Annotated in this window: 16 protein-coding genes and 1 tRNA gene; 12 read left to right on the top strand and 5 right to left on the bottom strand. The window is 65.2% G+C overall.

The genetic code is table 11. From position 1 onward, the window contains the following. Nucleotides 1-34: 34 nt before the first annotated feature. Together fabI and QMO14_RS24690 are read left to right on the top strand one after the other, a co-directional pair. Entirely contained in the window at nucleotides 35-817 is a 783-nt protein-coding gene (gene fabI, locus QMO14_RS24685) for an enoyl-ACP reductase FabI (RefSeq protein ID WP_301510385.1), read from the top strand. A 69-nt stretch (nucleotides 818-886) separates the two neighbouring features. Then, a complete protein-coding gene (locus tag QMO14_RS24690) occupies nucleotides 887-1732 on the top strand; it encodes a DNA ligase (protein ID WP_301510386.1) in 846 nt (281 codons plus the stop codon). Between the two features lie 30 nt (nucleotides 1733-1762). On the opposite strand, the gene QMO14_RS24695 is transcribed toward QMO14_RS24690, so the two are convergent. After that, a complete protein-coding gene (locus QMO14_RS24695) occupies nucleotides 1763-4069 on the bottom strand; it encodes an arginine/lysine/ornithine decarboxylase (protein WP_301510387.1) in 2307 nt (768 codons plus the stop codon). A 227-nt stretch (nucleotides 4070-4296) separates the two neighbouring features. On the opposite strand from QMO14_RS24695, the gene QMO14_RS24700 reads away from it, so the two are divergent. The 5 genes from QMO14_RS24700 (at nucleotide 4297) to QMO14_RS24720 (ending at nucleotide 6845) form a co-directional block, all read left to right on the top strand. After that, nucleotides 4297-4722 carry an NfeD family protein gene (locus QMO14_RS24700; protein WP_301510388.1) on the top strand — a complete coding sequence of 142 codons (426 nt, stop codon included), beginning with the start codon at nucleotides 4297-4299 and terminating at the stop codon, nucleotides 4720-4722. A 44-nt stretch (nucleotides 4723-4766) separates the two neighbouring features. Continuing rightward, nucleotides 4767-5711 (top strand): SPFH domain-containing protein, encoded by a 945-nt coding sequence (locus QMO14_RS24705; protein ID WP_301510389.1) that lies wholly within the window; start codon nucleotides 4767-4769, stop codon nucleotides 5709-5711. A gap of 25 nt (nucleotides 5712-5736) precedes the next feature. Further along, nucleotides 5737-5827: transfer RNA gene (locus QMO14_RS24710), tRNA-Ser, on the top strand. Nucleotides 5828-6008: 181 nt separating this feature from the next. Then, a complete protein-coding gene (locus QMO14_RS24715) occupies nucleotides 6009-6365 on the top strand; it encodes a hypothetical protein (protein ID WP_301510391.1) in 357 nt (118 codons plus the stop codon). Between the two features lie 90 nt (nucleotides 6366-6455). Continuing rightward, nucleotides 6456-6845, top strand: a complete 390-nt coding sequence (locus tag QMO14_RS24720; RefSeq protein ID WP_301510392.1) for a response regulator — start codon at nucleotides 6456-6458, stop codon at nucleotides 6843-6845. Between the two features lie 80 nt (nucleotides 6846-6925). On the opposite strand, the gene QMO14_RS24725 is transcribed toward QMO14_RS24720, so the two are convergent. From QMO14_RS24725 to QMO14_RS24740, 4 genes are all read right to left on the bottom strand, one after another. Then, a complete protein-coding gene (locus tag QMO14_RS24725; protein WP_301510394.1) occupies nucleotides 6926-8143 on the bottom strand; it encodes a branched-chain amino acid ABC transporter substrate-binding protein in 1218 nt (405 codons plus the stop codon). Nucleotides 8144-8280: 137 nt separating this feature from the next. Next, nucleotides 8281-8676, bottom strand: coding sequence for a hypothetical protein (locus QMO14_RS24730; protein WP_301510395.1), 396 nt, complete (start codon nucleotides 8674-8676; stop codon nucleotides 8281-8283). Nucleotide 8677: 1 nt separating this feature from the next. Then, a complete protein-coding gene (locus QMO14_RS24735) occupies nucleotides 8678-9118 on the bottom strand; it encodes a DNA polymerase III subunit chi (RefSeq protein ID WP_301510396.1) in 441 nt (146 codons plus the stop codon). Further along, the gene (locus QMO14_RS24740) at nucleotides 9115-10638 is read right to left on the bottom strand and encodes a leucyl aminopeptidase (protein WP_301510397.1); all 1524 of its coding nucleotides are present in this window, start codon (nucleotides 10636-10638) and stop codon (nucleotides 9115-9117) included. Before QMO14_RS24740 ends, QMO14_RS24735 begins: the two co-directional genes overlap by 4 nt. Nucleotides 10639-10659: 21 nt before the next feature. Here QMO14_RS24740 and lptF point away from each other — a divergent pair, with 21 nt between their 5' ends. From lptF to QMO14_RS24765, 5 genes are all read left to right on the top strand, one after another. Next, entirely contained in the window at nucleotides 10660-11793 is a 1134-nt protein-coding gene (gene lptF, locus QMO14_RS24745) for an LPS export ABC transporter permease LptF (protein ID WP_301510398.1), read from the top strand. Then, nucleotides 11790-12902 carry an LPS export ABC transporter permease LptG gene (lptG, locus tag QMO14_RS24750; RefSeq protein WP_301510399.1) on the top strand — a complete coding sequence of 371 codons (1113 nt, stop codon included), beginning with the start codon at nucleotides 11790-11792 and terminating at the stop codon, nucleotides 12900-12902. Before lptF ends, lptG begins: the two co-directional genes overlap by 4 nt. Then, complete coding sequence (locus QMO14_RS24755; RefSeq protein WP_301510400.1) at nucleotides 12899-13276, top strand: sirohydrochlorin chelatase; 378 nt, start codon at nucleotides 12899-12901, stop codon at nucleotides 13274-13276. The genes lptG and QMO14_RS24755 overlap by 4 nt, the downstream gene beginning before the upstream one ends. A gap of 63 nt (nucleotides 13277-13339) precedes the next feature. Then, a complete protein-coding gene (locus QMO14_RS24760) occupies nucleotides 13340-14281 on the top strand; it encodes a CysB family HTH-type transcriptional regulator (protein ID WP_301510402.1) in 942 nt (313 codons plus the stop codon). 161 nt (nucleotides 14282-14442) lie between these two features. Then, a partial coding sequence (locus QMO14_RS24765; RefSeq protein ID WP_301510403.1) for a methionine aminotransferase occupies nucleotides 14443-15392 on the top strand: 950 nt, incomplete at its 3' end.

Genomic DNA, 15392 nt, shown 5'->3' on the forward strand with positions numbered 1-15392 from the left:
AGAATTCTGCCCAAGATTTTCACAAGGCAACCTCATGGGCTTTCTTTCGGGCAAGAAACTGCTGATCACCGGTGTATTGAGCAATCGCTCCATTGCTTATGGCATCGCCAAGGCCTGTCACGAACAGGGCGCGGAGCTCGCCTTCAGCTACGTCGGCGAGCGGTTCAAGGACCGTATCACCGAATATGCCGCAGACTTCGGCTCGAAGCTGATTTTCGACTGCGACGTGAGTGACGATGCGCAGATCGACAAGCTCTTCGCCGACCTCGCCCAGACCTGGCCCAAGTTCGACGGCTTCGTGCACAGCATCGGCTTCGCGCCGCGCGAGGCCATCGCGGGCGACTTTCTCGACGGACTCTCGCGCGAGGGCTTCAAGGTCGCGCACGACATCAGTGCATACAGCTTCCCGGCCATGGCCAAGGCTGCCCTGCCCTACCTCAACGACAAGTCGGCCCTGCTCACGCTGACCTATCTGGGCGCCGAGCGCGCGCTGCCCAACTACAACACCATGGGCCTGGCCAAGGCCTCGCTCGAAGCATCGGTGCGCTATACCGCGGCTTCGCTGGGCCCGAAGGGCATGCGCGTCAATGGCATCAGCGCGGGCCCGATCAAGACGCTGGCGGCCAGCGGCATCAAGGGCTTCGGCAAGATGCTGGCGGCCGTGGCCGACGCATCGCCGATCCGGCGCAACGTGACCATCGAGGAGGTGGGCAACGTCGCCGCCTTCCTGCTGAGCGACCTTGCCAGCGGGGTGACCGCCGAGATCACCTACGTGGACGGCGGCTTCAGCAACGTGGTCGGCGGCATGGCCGAGTAAGCCTCCGCCGCCCATCGGAGCAGGCCGCGCGAGCGGCCCTGGTTTTTTCGCTATTCATTCCATAGCACCTTGCTGAACCGCCGAATCCTGCTGCTCGCCGCCTTCGGGCTGGCCGCTTCGCCGACCGTGCTGCTCGCGCGCGAGCCCGCGCCATCGTTGATCCTTGCGGAGACCTACCGGCCCGGCATGTCGCTGGCGGATTACTGGGTCAGCGAGAAATACGACGGCGTGCGCGCCTTCTGGGACGGCAAGCAGCTCTGGACGCGCGGCGGCGAACGCATCGTTGCGCCGGCATGGTTCACCGCCACGCTGCCGAAGCAGCCGCTGGACGGCGAGCTCTGGGCCGGCCGGGGCCGGTTCGCGCACGCGGTGTCCACCGCGCGCAACCAGACGCCCAACGACATCGCGTGGCACGAGATGCGCTACATGGTCTTCGACCTGCCTACGCAGCCCGGCGACTTCACGACGCGGCTGGCAGCCTTGCGCAAGCTCCTGCCGATCACCGACGCGCCGTGGGTCGTGCCCGTGCCGCAGGAGCGCGCCACCACGCACGAAGCCCTGCAGGCGCTGCTCGACAAGACGGTGAAGATGGGCGGCGAAGGCCTGATGCTGCATCGCGGCGCCTCCAGCTACCGCGGCGAACGCAGCAACGATCTGCTGAAGGTCAAGCCCTACGAAGACGCCGAAGCCCGGGTGATCGAGCACGTCCCCGGCAAGGGCAGGCACAGCGCCAGGCTCGGTGCCTTGGTGGTCGAGTCGCCCGAGGGCAAGCGCTTCAGGCTGGGCGGAGGCTTCACCGACTCGCAGCGCGAGAATCCGCCGCCCATCGGCAGCTGGGTGACCTACCGCTACAACGGGACGACGGCCAAGGGCCTGCCCCGGTTCGCGCGATTCATGCGGGTGCGCGAGGGCTGAGCCGGCCGAAGCCGCTCAGCCTCCTTCCCCTTACTTCGCTTCCCGGACGCAGTCAGCGTAATAGCGCTTCTTGCCGGTCTCGTCGACGCGCGCCACCAGGCCGTGGATGTCGGTCTCGAAGCCTGGGCACTGCGTGTTGAACTCGCGCGAGAACTTGAGGTAGTCGACGATCTTCTTGTTGAACACCTCGCCCGGAATCAGCAGCGGAATGCCTGGCGGATATGGCGTGATCAGGCTGGTGGTGATGCGGCCTTCGAGGTCGTCGATTTCCACCCGCTCGGTCTTGCGGTGCGCGATGTGGGCGAAGGCATCGCTGGGCTTCATGGCTGGCGTCAGGTCGCTCAGGTACATCTCGGTCGTGAGGCGGGCCACGTCGTAGCGCGCGTACAGCTGGTGGATGTGCTGGCACAGGTCGCGCAGGCCCAGGCGCTCGTAGCCGGGGTGCTGCTGGCAGAACTCCGGCAGGATGCGCCACATCGGCTGGTTGCGTGCGTAGTCGTCCTTGAACTGCTGCAGCGCCGTCAGCAGCGTGTTCCAGCGGCCCTTGGTGATGCCGATGGTGAACATGATGAAGAAGCTGTAGAGGCCGGTCTTCTCGACGATCACACCGTGCTCGGCGAGGAACTTGGTCACCACGCTGGCCGGGATGCCGGTTTCGGCGAAGTTGCCTTCGAGGTCCAGGCCCGGCGTGACGATGGTCGACTTGATAGGGTCGAGCATGTTGAAGCCGTCGGCCAGCTCGCCGAAGCCGTGCCAGTTGCGCTTAGAGTTCTTGCCCTTCCCGGTCTTCGGCTGGCCGTTCTTCTCGCCGTGCATGATCCAGTCGTCGGCGCGGCCGATGCCTTCTTCGACGAGCTTCTCGGGGCCCCAGACCTTGAACCACCACTCGTCCTTGCCGAATTCCTCTTCGACCTTTCGCATGGCGCGGCGGAAGTCCAGCGCCTCGAGGATGCTCTCCTCCACCAGCGCGGTGCCGCCGGGCGGCTCCATCATGGCGGCGGCCACGTCGCAGCTCGCGATGATCGCGTACTGCGGGCTGGTCGACGAATGCATCAGGTAGGCCTCGTTGAAGAGGTCGCGGTCGAGCTGGCGGTTCTGCGAGTCCTGCACCAGCACGTGGCTCGCCTGGCTGATGCCGGCCAGCAGCTTGTGGGTGGACTGCGTGGCGAACACCAGCGACTCCTTCGGGCGCACCCGGCGCTTGCCCATCGCGTGGTAGGCGCCATAGAACGGGTGGAATGCCGCGTGCGGCAGCCATGCCTCGTCGAAGTGCAGCGTGTCGACGTAGCCGTCGAGCATGTTCTTGATGGTCTCGGTGTTGTAGATCACGCCGTCGTAGGTCGACTGCGTGAGCGTCATCACGCGCGGCTTGACCTTGTCGGCATCCACGTCGGCCAGCAGCGGGTTGGCCTTGATCTTTGCCTTGATGGCGCTCTGTTCGAACTCGCTCTTCGGAATGGGGCCGATGATGCCGAAGTGGTTGCGCGTGGGCTTCATGAACACGGGAATCGCGCCGGTCATGATGATCGCGTGCAGGATCGACTTGTGGCAGTTGCGGTCGACCACCACCACGTCGCCCGGCGCCACCGTGTGGTGCCACACCATCTTGTTGCTGGTGCTGGTGCCGTTGGTCACGAAGAAGCAGTGGTCAGCATTGAAGATGCGCGCCGCGTTGCGCTCGCTGGCCGCCACCGGGCCGGTGTGGTCGAGCAACTGCCCCAGCTCTTCGACTGCGTTGCAGACGTCGGCGCGCAGCATGTTCTCGCCGAAGAACTGGTGGAACATCTGGCCCACCGGGCTCTTCAGGAACGCCACGCCGCCCGAGTGGCCCGGGCAGTGCCACGAGTAGGAGCCGTCTTCGGCGTAGTCGATCAGCGCCTTGAAGAACGGCGGCTGCACGCTCTCGAGGTAGCTCTTGGCCTCGCGGATGATGTGGCGCGCCACGAATTCGGGGGTGTCCTCGAACATGTGGATGAAGCCGTGCAGCTCGCGCAGGATGTCGTTGGGCAGGTGGCGCGAGGTCTTGGTCTCGCCGTAGATGTAGATCGGCACGTCCGCGTTCTTGCGCCGCACTTCGCCAATGAAGGTACGCAGGTTCAGCACGGCCGGGTCGAGATCGGGGCCGATGGTGAACTCCTCGTCGTCGATCGACAGGATGAAGGCGCTGGCGCGGCTTTGCTGCTGGGCGAACTGGCTCAGGTCGCCGTAGCTGGTGACGCCCAGCACCTCGAAGCCTTCAGTCTCGATGGCCTGCGCGAGCGCGCGGATGCCGAGGCCCGAAGTGTTTTCGGAGCGGAAGTCCTCGTCGATGATGACGATGGGAAAGCGGAATTTCATGAGCGGGGCTCCGGACAGTCTGGCTGGGAAGGACACACAGGCAATGTGGCGAGGCGCGAAGTGTACGGAATTCGGATGACGGATCCGGTCAGCTTCATGCAAGCCATCCAGTGCTGTCGGACAAGGCTGCTTTTGCCCTGCCCGGCGCAGTATCCCTACGCAGGGCAAGCGCTTGGAGCGGATGCCTCAGAATGGCGCGCATCGAACAAGCAAAAAGAGGAGTCGACATGGCAAATTCCACTGTCTGGTGGCTGATCGCGGGGGCGGCCATCGTGGTAGAGCTGCTCTCGGGCACCGTCTATCTCCTGCTGCTGGCGGCCGGCTTCGCGGCCGCGGCAATCTCGGCGCACCTGGGCTTCGGCACCGTCACGCAGCTGATCGTGGCGGCCGTCATCGGCGTGGGGGCCGTGCTGGTCTGGTACACGATCCAGCGCAGGCGCCCTCCTGCTCCGCCCACCGAAGCCAATCGCGACGTGAATCTCGACATCGGTGAAAGCGTGCACGTCGACGCCTGGAACGCGGACGGCACGGCGACCGTGCGCTACCGGGGCGCGCAGTGGACGGTCGTCCAGCGCGCGGGCCGCACGCCCTCCACTGGCGAGCACCGCGTGGTCGAGGTGGTCGGCAGCCGGCTGGTGGTCGACAAGGTTTAGTCAGTCAGTCTGTCGTAGGTAGAACTCAGAAAAGGAAGCGCACCATGGAATTCTCGGTACCCCTCATCATCCTGGTCATCGCGATCATCTTCATCAGCCAGTCGGTCAAGTTCGTGCCGCAGCAGAACGCCTGGATCCGCGAGCGGTTGGGCAAGTACCACGGCACGATGACGCCTGGCCCCAACTTCCTGATCCCGTTCATCGACCGGGTGGCCTACAAGCACAGCCTGAAGGAAATCCCGCTCGACGTGCCGAGCCAAGTCTGCATCACACGCGACAACACGCAGTTGCAGGTCGACGGCATCCTGTACTTCCAGGTGACCGATCCGATGCGCGCGAGCTATGGCTCGTCGAACTACATCGTGGCCGTGACCCAGCTCGCCCAGACCTCGCTGCGCAGCGTGATCGGCAAGCTGGAGCTCGACAAGACCTTCGAGGAACGCGACGTCATCAACGCCCAGGTGGTCGCCGCCATCGACGAAGCCGCGCTCAACTGGGGCGTGAAGGTGCTGCGCTACGAGATCAAGGACCTGACGCCTCCGAAGGACATCCTGCTGGCCATGCAGGCGCAGATCACCGCCGAGCGCGGCAAGCGCGCGCTGATCGCGGCCTCCGAAGGCCGCCGCCAGGAGCAGATCAACATCGCCACCGGCGAGCGCGAGGCGTTCATTGCCCGCTCTGAAGGCGAAAAGCAGGCTCAGATCAACAACGCCCAGGGCGAGGCAGCGGCCATCACCGCAGTGGCCACGGCAACGGCGGACGCCATCGAGCGTGTGGCAGCCGCCATCCGCCAGCCCGGCGGCGAACAAGCCGTGCAGCTCAAGGTGGCCGAGCGCGCCGTCGACGCTTACGGCAAGGTGGCGGCCGACTCCAAGACCACTCTGATCGTGCCGAGCAACATGACCGAAACCGCGGCGCTCATCGCTTCGGCAATGCGGATGGTGCAGGCGGGCAAGCCTTCGTCGCAAGGTCCGTCGAATCAGGCCTGATCTGACTGCTACAATCGTGGGCTTCGGAGCGGTGGATGAGCGGTTTAAGTCGCACGCCTGGAAAGCGTGTGAGGGTTAATAGCCCTCCGCGGGTTCGAATCCCGCCTGCTCCGCCAGAGAAACAAGAAGCCCAGGTTGCCCAAAGCACCTGGGCTTTTCTGTTTCCGCAGCCGGACACCCGCCGCTCCGAGTTGAAGGCAATGCGTTGCATTGCAACAACCAAGCACGACTTCCCGGGGATTCGCGTCTGGCGCTACGATCCAAAGGTTTTAATCCCAGTCCCCAAAAGGAACTCCGATGGCCGGAAAACCGAAAAACCCGCGGCGCGGCACGACAACGCTGGATCACACCCTCGAGAAGAGCGAGCAGGTGGCTGCCGATGTGCAGCGGGCATCGGACAACCTCGCAGTGGTCAACACGGTGCTCGAGCAGGAACTGCCCGAGGAAGTGCAGGTTGGCGAGGTGGCGCAAGCCATAGAGCACACCAACCAGCTGGAGGAAAAGCTGGCGAAATCCGCCGAGAAGCTCGCCGAGGTGAATGCCGCGCTCAGCGAGGAAATCGAGAAGCGGCTGGAGGTGACAGCCGAGCGCGACGAAAGCCAGGCGCTGGCCGAGCAGCTCAAGGCGAAGATCCGCTCCGAAGGCTCGAACTGACCGGACTGCGCACTCCGTCCGTATCCCTTCTCCTACGCTAAGCCAGCGTCGGGCACGCTACGCTATTGGTTCTCAAAGCGAAACCACGGCATGGCCCTCATCACGTTCCTCGTCGAGGACAACAAGACCATCAGGGACAACCTGGTCCCGGCACTCGAGGACTTGGTCAATGGCCGTGTGGTCGGCTTTGCCGAGACCGAGACGGACGCCCTCGCCTGGCTCGCCGCCCATCCTGACGACTGGCAGCTTCTCATCGTCGACCTGTTCCTGAAGGAGGGCTCGGGCCTCGGCGTGCTCGGCGGCTGCAGGGAGCGCAAGCCCGGCCAGCGGGTGGTGGTGCTCAGCAACTACGTGACGGCGGACATCAGGGCCCGCTGCACGGCCCTCGGTGCCGATGCGGTATTCGACAAGTCGCGCGACCTCGATGCCTTCATCGATTACTGCAACGCCAACAGGCCTTCGGGCTTTTCGCCGCCATGAAAGCAGCACGCCGGTCCATCAATGGAGCGGCCATGAAAAAAGGGCCCGAAGGCCCTTTTCTCGTTTCTGGCTGAAGCGAATCAGCGCACAACGGCGATCTGGGTACGCGCACCACCCTTGTAGGTGTACAGCGTCAGGGCACCGTTCTTGATGTCGCCCTTCTCGTCGAATGCGATCGGGCCGGTCACGCCCTTGTACTGGATCTTGCCGACTTCGGGCAGGTACTTGGCGGGGTCGGACGAACCAGCCTTCACCATGGCTTCGGCCAGCACGTTGACTGCGTCGTACACGTACGGTGCGTAGATCTGCACGTCCACGCCGTTCTTGGCCTTGAACTTGGCCTTGAAGTCTTCCAGCGGCTGCTTGAAGTCGCCGTCGACGCCGCCGGCTTCCGCGCACACCACCATGTCTTCGCCGATGGCATCGCCAGCCAGCTTCGGCAGTTCGCCGGTGCACAGGCCGTCGCCGCCCATGAACTTGACGTTCAGGCCGAGCTGCTTGACCTGCTTGAGCATCGGGCCGCCCACGGCGTCCATGCCGCCGAAGAACAGAACGTCGGGCTTGGCAGCCTTCAGCTTCGTCAGGATGGCGTTGAAGTCGGTCGACTTGTCGGTGGTGAACTCGTGGCCCACGATGGTGGCGCCAGCGGCCTTGGCCGACTTTTCGAACTCTTCGGCGACGCCCTGGCCGTAGGCGGTACGGTCGTCGATCACGGCAATGTTCTTGCCCTTGAGCGTTTCGACGGCGTACTTGCCCAGCGTACCGCCGAGCTGCGTGTCGTCAGCCACGACGCGGAAGGTGGTCTTGAAGCCCTGGCGGGTGTACTTCGGGTTGGTTGCCGAAGGCGAGATCTGCGGAATGCCGGCGTCGCTGTAGAGCTTCGAGGCGGGGATGGTGGTGCCCGAGTTCAGGTGGCCGACCACGCCGTTGACCTTTTCGTCCACGAGCTTCTGGGCAACGGCGGTGCCTTGCTTCGGATCGCCCGCATCGTCTTCGGCGACCAGTTCGAACTTGGCGACCTTGTCGCCGATCTTGAGGCCCTTTGCATTCAGGTCTTCGATGGCCATCTTGGCACCGAACTCGTTGTCCTTGCCGAGGTGGGCAATGGGACCGCTGGTCGGGGCCACGTGACCGATCTTGATGACCAGGGTGTCTCCGGCAGGTGCGGGTGCAGGTGCAGCCGCTGGGGCCGCGGCCGTTGGCGCGGGCGCTGCAGCGGGAGCAGCAGCTTCTTCTTTCTTGCCGCAAGCCACAAGCGTGATTGCAGCCAGTGCGACCGCAGTCCATTTCAATTGCATGGGAACCTCCAGAACTTGGATGAAAAGAATAAACAAACCGGTCGTGTGATCCGGGCGCGCAGACCTCGCAAGTTTCGCGCCGCAGACCAGCGGCACCCTCACGCCCTTCCGACCTGCGGCGCAGTTTAGCCCAGTATTCAGGCCCCGGAAGCTGGCGTAGACCCGGTGTTTTCGCTGAGTTCCGCAGCCATTGCCTCGATCACCAACGCACGCAGAACGGCCTCGATTTCATTGCGCAGACGCGGCACCATCGCATCGAGTTGATGCTGAACGGCAGCTGACACTGTGTCGCTCAAACGCTCTTCGAGCGACAGGTCCACGCGCTGCAGAACACGGTGAAGCAGTTGCTCTTCGAGGCTGACGATCTCGGCCTGCGAGAGCTGCGCTGCCGGCGGCAGCGCCATGGAGTTTGCAGGATCGGGCTGCGGCATCGGCGCGGACTGCGGCTCGGGACTCGTGGGCTCCGAGGGAACGTCGAGCACCGTGGTCAGCGTGGGAACGAACCGGGGCGGTGTGCGCAGCGTGCTGGCCATGTCAGGAACTCTTTGCGAAGTCGTGCGGCTGGATGGTGTAGCCGCGATCGGCATAGTGGCGCCAGCGCGAACGGCCCACCTGCCGGTCGTTGGCCTCGTCGCTCACGATGTCGATCATGCGTTCGTAGCGCTCGAAACCCGCGGGCACTTCGAGGCCCAGGTTCACCAGCATCTCGCGGTGCGGCAGCGAGGCCGCGTCGGCGCCCTGCGCCGACAGCACCACGGGCGAGCGCGCGACCACGTGGGCCGGAGCGTCGTCGCGGCAGTGCGCGACGAAGTCCGCCGCCGACAACTGCCAGAGCGAGGCATCCACCGCGTCGAGCGAGCGCGCATCGCCCACCACGACCACGCGCAGGCCGCGCACGTTCACGGCCTTGCGGACCAGCCTGCAGGCGTAGCTCAGCTTGTCGCGCGCGTTGTAGTGAAAGCCGATTTCCGTCACTTCTCGGTCCGGGTCTTTCCAGCGGGAGCCACGGCGGCCTTGGCCTTCTTGCCGGACTTGGCCTTGCCCGACGTATCGGCGCTGCCCGCGCGGGCCATGAGATAGGACACCAGCAGCCCCACCGGCCGGCCGGTCGAGCCCTTGGCCGCCCCGCTCTTCCATGCGGTGCCGGCGATGTCCAGGTGAGCCCACGCGAAGTCGCTGGTGAAACGCTGCAGGAACTTGGCGGCGGTGATGGCGCCACCCGCGCGGCCGGCGATGTTGGCCACGTCGGCGAAGTTGCTCTTGAGGCCCTCGGCGTAGTCGTCGTCCAGCGGCATGCGCCAGCAGCGGTCCTGCGAGGCTTCGCCAGCGGCTTCGAGCGCGGCTGCCAGCGTGTCGTCGCTGGCGAACAGCCCGCTGCGCACGCCGCCCAGGGCGATCACGCAGGCGCCGGTCAGCGTGGCAATGTCGATGACGGCGGCGGGCTCGAAGCGCTTGGCATAGGTCAGCGCATCGCACAGGATGAGCCGCCCTTCGGCATCGGTGTTGAGCACTTCGATGGTCTGGCCGCTCATGCTGGTGACCACGTCGCCCGGCTTCACGGCACGGCCGTCGTTCATGTTCTCGCACGAGGGAATGAGGCCGACAACATTGACGGCCGGCTGGATGTCGCCCAGCGCGCGGAAGGTGCCGAGCACGCTGGCAGCGCCGCACATATCGAACTTCATCTCGTCCATCTCGGCCGCCGGCTTGAGCGAGACGCCGCCGGTATCGAAGGTGATGCCCTTGCCAACCAGAACCACGGGCGCCTGGCTCTTGGGGGCGCCGTGGTAGCGCAGCACGATGAAGCGCAACGGCTCGGCCGAGCCCTGCGCCACCGCGGCGAAGGAGCCCATGCCGAGCTTCTCGACCTCCTTGGGCCCCAGCACCTCGCACTTGATGTTCGGCAGCTTCGCGAGCTCCTTTGCAGCCTCGCCCAGCAGCGTGGGCGTGGCGTGGTTGGCTGGCCGGTTGCCCCATTCCTTGGCCAGTTCGATGCCGCGGACGGTCGCGCGGGCCTCGTCGAATGCGGCCACGACCGCCCCGGCGTCGGCCACTCCAACGGTCAGTTGGCGGATGCTGCGGGGTTCGCCCTTCGACTTGGTGGTGGTGTAGACATAGCTGGCGTCGGCCGCCGCCGTGACGGCCGTGGCCACCGCTGTGGCGTCGGCGGGTTGCGCGAACGCCAGGGTCACCCGCTTTGGGGACTGCGCCTTGGCGGAATTGATTGCCGCCACGACCCCGGTGCGCACCGAGGCAGGCTTTCCGTCGCCGATGGCGGCGAGCACCACGCGGCCCGCCACGACGTCTTCAGGACGGTAGAAGCCAAGCAGCTTGCCGGCCTTGTCGGGCAGGTCGCCGGCCTTGCGGGCACTGGCTGCAAGCACCGAAAGCGGGTCTTTGGAGGTGATGGGAGCGCTGCCGACTAGCACGATCAGGACATCGGATTTCTCGGCTGCGGCCTGGGCGACGGTGAGGGTCTTGAGTTGAAAGTCCATAATCCTTTTTTTCCTCGAACGATGTTATTCCATTCTTCCTTACGCAAGGAGCTGTCCCGCAGCTTCGGAGCGACCCTCGTGGTACTGGTCACCATCGTGATGACCATGATGCTCATCCGCACCCTCGGGCTGGCGTCCAAGGGCAGTGTGAACCCGCAGGAGGTGTTCCTGGTGATGACCTACACGGTGCTCGGCTACATGCCGACCATCCTGAGTCTGAGCCTGTTCATCGCCATCGTCGGTACCCTGTCGCGCATGTACCGCGACAGCGAAATGGTCATCTGGTTCTCCAGCGGGCGTGGCCTGGCCGACTTCGTCAAGCCGCTTTTCCGCTTCGCCTGGCCGGTGCTGATCCTGATCGCCGTGATGGCGCTGGTGGGCTGGCCCTGGGCCAACTCGCAGACCATCGGCATGCGCAAGCAGTACGAGCAGCGCAGCGACATCGAGCGCGTGGCGCCAGGTGAATTCCGCGAATCGGCCGGCCGGGTGCGGGTGTTCTTCATCGACAAGGAGACGCCGGACAACTCCAAGGCCACCAACGTCTTCATCTGGTCGATCGAGCGCAACATGCAGATCACCACCTCGGCGCGCAGCGGCAGCATCGAGAACATCGGTGATTCGCGCTACCTGCTGCTCAACAACGGCCAGCGGCTCGAGCAGCCGATGGTCAACACCGGCCTGAAGATCAGCGAATTCAAGACCTACGGAACGCGCGCCGGCGGAAGCTCCGGCCTGGGCGACGACGCCACCCCGGCGCGTGCGCGCACCACGCTGTCGCTGCTGACGGACCCGAGCGACATGAGCCGGGGCGAAATGGCCTGGCGCGTCGGCATGCTGCTGGCGGCCGTCAACTTCGTCCTGCTGGCGCTGAACGTGTCCAGCGGCAACCCGCGCGTGGGCCGCAGCGGCAACCTGCTGCTCGCGCTCTTCGCCTTCGTCGTGTACTACAACATGCTCAATCTGGGCCAGAGCTGGATCAGCTCGGGCAAGTTCGGCATCGGCGGGTTCATGCTGCTGCTGCACGGCGGCGTGCTGTTGCTCAACCTGGCATGGCTAGGCGCCCGACAGAACAACTGGGGCCGCCGAATCACGCGCAACCCGGCTTCGGCCACGACGGCCGTGGCGCCTTCCGCCTCCAGGATCGAACCCACGTGAAAACGATAAGACGCCTGATCTACGTCGAGGTGCTGAAGGCCGTCGCGTTCGTGACGCTCGGCTTCCTGAGCCTCTTCTTCTTCTTCGACTTCGTCGACGAGCTGCAGTCCATCGGCAAGCCCGACAGCCTGAACTACGGCCCTGCCCAGGCGCTGCTCTACGTGGCGCTGCTGATCCCGAGCCATCTGTACGAGCTGCTGCCGATCACGGTGCTGATCGGCTCGATCTTCGTGATGGCCCGGCTGGCGCAGAGCTCCGAATACACCATCCTGCGCACCAGCGGGCTGGGCCCCTGGCGCGCGCTGCGCACCCTTCTGCTCATGGGCATCGGCTTCGTCGTGCTGACCTTCGCCATCGGCGACTACGTGGCCCCGATCTCCGAGCGCACGGGCCAGCTGCTCAAGGCCAGGTACCAGGGCACCTACTCCCTGGCCGGCAACACGGGAGCCTGGCTGAAGGAGAAGCGCGACAACGCCTCCTACGCGGTGAACGTGCTGGCCATCGACCGCAAGGGCACGCTGAAGAGCCCACGCATCTTCGAGTTCGACGAGAACGGCTACATCAAGACACAGATCGTCGCAGCCGCAGCCACCATCGGCGACGACGGTCGCTGGATGCTCACCGGCGTGGAAGAGCAGAAGTACGACACGCGCAGCTCGGCCGAGCAGGCGCACATCGTCACCATCAAGATCCCGCAGCTGAACTGGCCGACCTCTCTGACCGCCGAAATGGTGTCGGTGGCGCTGCTGCGACCCGACCGGATGAGCACGATCGACCTGTTCGACTACATCCGCCACCTCGACGCCAACGGCCAGACGGCACAACGCTACGAGATCGAGTTCTGGCGCAAGGTGTTCTATCCGCTGTCGTGCCTGGTGATGGTGGTGCTCGCCCTGCCCTTCGCCTACCTGCACTTCCGCCAATCGGGCATCACCACCTACGTGTTCGGCGGCGTGATGATCGGCATCAGCTTCTTCCTGCTGAACAACGTGTTCGGCTATCTGGGCAACCTCAGCAACTGGTCGCCATGGCTTACGGCGGCGGCGCCGGGATTGATCTACTCGGTGATGTCGCTCACGGCCTTCAGCTGGCTGGTGCTGCGACGATGACCGCGACCCGGGGCATCCAGGGCATCGTCCTGCTGGCACACGGCTCTCGCGACGAGCGCTGGCGCCAGCCCATCGAAGCCGTTGCCGAACGGGTGCGCGCCGGCGATCCCGATGCCCGTGTGGCCTGCGCCTACATGGAACTGGCCACGCCCGGCCTGCCCACCGCCACCGAGGCGCTGATTGCCGGCGGCGCCACCGCCATCCGAGTCGTTCCGCTCTTCCTCGGCATGGGCAAGCATGCTCGCGAAGACTTGCCGCTGCAGGTCGAGGCTCTGCGCCAGCGCTGGCCCGCCGTGGGCTTCTCGCTGGCCCGCATCGTGGGCGAAGAGCCCGAACTGGTCGATCTCCTGGCCAGGATCGCGGTCAAATCATGAACATTCGGCAATTTCGATAGATTCCGAAGGCATAATGAATTCCGCAATAAGACGGAATTTGATATGAATCTGCATCAGTTCAAGTTTGTTCAGGAAGCCGTGCGGCGCAACCTGAACCTCACCGAGGCGGCCAAGGCCCTGCACACCTCGCAGCCCGGGGTTTCGAAGGCCATCATCGAACTCGAGGAAGAACTGGGCGTCGAGATCTTCGCGCGCCACGGCAAGCGGCTGAAGCGCGTCACCGAGCCGGGCCAGCACGTCATCGCCAGCATCGAACTCATCATGCGCGAGGTGGGCAACCTCAAGCGCATCGGCGAGCAGTTCAGCGCACAGGACAGCGGCACCCTCTCCATCGCCACCACCCACACCCAGGCGCGCTACGTGTTGCCGGTGCCCGTGGCCAACCTGCGCGAGGCGTACCCCAAGGTCAACGTCAGCCTGCACCAGGGTTCGCCCGACCAGGTGGCGCGCATGGTGATCGACGAGATCGCCGAGATCGGCATCGCCACCGAGTCGCTCGACGGCTACGCCGAGCTGGTGACCCTGCCCTGCTACGAATGGCAGCACGTGCTGGTGCTGCCCAAGGACCACCCGCTGGCCTCCAAGGAGCGCGTCTCGCTCGAAGACCTGGCGAGCGAGCCGATCATCACCTACCACCCCTCGTTCACCGGCCGCACGCGCATCGACCATGCGTTCGCGCAGAAGAAGCTCACGCCGCGCATCGCGCTGGAGGCCATCGACTCCGACGTGATCAAGACCTACGTGCGCCTCGGGCTGGGCGTGGGCATCGTGGCCGAGATGGCGGTGCGCGACGAGTCGAACGCCGACCTCGTGGTGCGCCCGATGGGCCATGTGTTCGGCCAGAATATTGCGCGGGTCGCGTTCAAGCGCAGCGCCTACCTGCGCAACTTCGTGTTCAAGTTCGCCGAGCTGCTGTCCGACCGCCTCGACCGCAACCTGATCGCGAAGGCCTTGAGCGGCCACCACCAAGACTACGAACTGTAAACAGGATCACCCCCAGGCTTCGCGCACTTCGTGTCGCTTCGCCACCCCCCTTGCAGGGGGCAACACCTGCGGCCCGGCAAAGCCGGTTCCGCGGTGTTCCTGGAAGGGGCGACGACGAGCAAGTGGCATATAGAACAACAGTTGAAGAAATCACGAACATCATGAGCACGTCCCCACGCACGCCCGACATCGTCACCAAGCTGCCGGCCGTCGGCACCACCATCTTCACCGTGATGTCGGCGCTGGCCGCCGAGAAGAACGCGGTCAACCTGGGCCAGGGCTTCCCTGACTTCCACTGCGACCCGAAGCTGCTCGAAGACGTGACGGCCGCCATGGCCGCGGGCCACAACCAGTACCCGCCGATGCCCGGCATTCCGGCACTGCGCGATGCCATCGCCGCCAAGATCTCGGCCCAGTACGGCCACAGCTACAGCGCGGCCACGGAAATCACCGTCACCGCCGGCGCCACGCAGGCCATCATCACGGCCATCCTCGCCGTGGTGCGTCCGGGCGACGAAGTGATCGTGCTCGAGCCCTGCTACGACAGCTACGTGCCCAACATCGAACTGGCCGGCGGCAGCGTGGTGCGCGTGCCGCTGGTGCCGGGCACGTTCCGCCCCGACTTCGACAAGATCGCCGCCGCGCTCACGCCGCGCACGCGCGCCATCATCATCAACACGCCGCACAACCCGAGCGCCACGGTCTGGACCGAGGCCGAGATGCGCCAGCTCGAGGAACTGCTCGCGCCCACCGACGTGTTCGTCATCAGCGACGAGGTCTACGAGCACATGGTGTTCGACGGCGCCCGCCACGAGAGCGTGGCGCGCTTTCCGGGACTGGCCGCGCGCAGCTTCATCGTCAGCAGCTTCGGCAAGACCTACCACGTCACCGGCTGGAAGGTCGGCTACGTGGCGGCGCCTGCCCCGCTGATGGCCGAGTTCCGCAAGGTGCATCAGTTCAACGTGTTCACCGTGAACACGCCGATGCAGCACGCGCTCGCGCAGTACATGGCCGAGCCGAAGCCGTATCTCGAACTGCCGGCCTTCTACCAGCGCAAGCGCGACCTGTTCGCCGCCGGCCTGTCCGAGAAGACCCGCTTCAGGCTGCTGCG

Source organism: Variovorax sp. CAN15 (genome assembly GCF_030462475.1).
Classification (GTDB): Bacteria; Pseudomonadota; Gammaproteobacteria; order Burkholderiales; family Burkholderiaceae_C; genus Variovorax.

Excerpts from the sequence above, each read along its gene's own strand:
- QMO14_RS24740 (WP_301510397.1), bottom strand. The coding sequence starts at position 10,638 with ATGGACTTTCAACTCAAGACCCTCACCGTCGCCCAGGCCGCAGCCGAG.
- fabI (WP_301510385.1), top strand. The coding sequence starts at position 35 with ATGGGCTTTCTTTCGGGCAAGAAACTGCTGATCACCGGTGTATTGAGC.
- QMO14_RS24715 (WP_301510391.1), top strand. The coding sequence starts at position 6,009 with ATGGCCGGAAAACCGAAAAACCCGCGGCGCGGCACGACAACGCTGGAT.
- QMO14_RS24755 (WP_301510400.1), top strand. The coding sequence starts at position 12,899 with ATGACCGCGACCCGGGGCATCCAGGGCATCGTCCTGCTGGCACACGGC.
- QMO14_RS24705 (WP_301510389.1), top strand. The coding sequence starts at position 4,767 with ATGGAATTCTCGGTACCCCTCATCATCCTGGTCATCGCGATCATCTTC.
- QMO14_RS24760 (WP_301510402.1), top strand. The coding sequence starts at position 13,340 with ATGAATCTGCATCAGTTCAAGTTTGTTCAGGAAGCCGTGCGGCGCAAC.
- QMO14_RS24725 (WP_301510394.1), bottom strand. The coding sequence starts at position 8,143 with ATGCAATTGAAATGGACTGCGGTCGCACTGGCTGCAATCACGCTTGTG.
- QMO14_RS24695 (WP_301510387.1), bottom strand. The coding sequence starts at position 4,069 with ATGAAATTCCGCTTTCCCATCGTCATCATCGACGAGGACTTCCGCTCC.
- lptF (WP_301510398.1), top strand. The coding sequence starts at position 10,660 with ATGTTATTCCATTCTTCCTTACGCAAGGAGCTGTCCCGCAGCTTCGGA.
- QMO14_RS24730 (WP_301510395.1), bottom strand. The coding sequence starts at position 8,676 with ATGGCCAGCACGCTGCGCACACCGCCCCGGTTCGTTCCCACGCTGACC.
- QMO14_RS24700 (WP_301510388.1), top strand. The coding sequence starts at position 4,297 with ATGGCAAATTCCACTGTCTGGTGGCTGATCGCGGGGGCGGCCATCGTG.
- QMO14_RS24720 (WP_301510392.1), top strand. The coding sequence starts at position 6,456 with ATGGCCCTCATCACGTTCCTCGTCGAGGACAACAAGACCATCAGGGAC.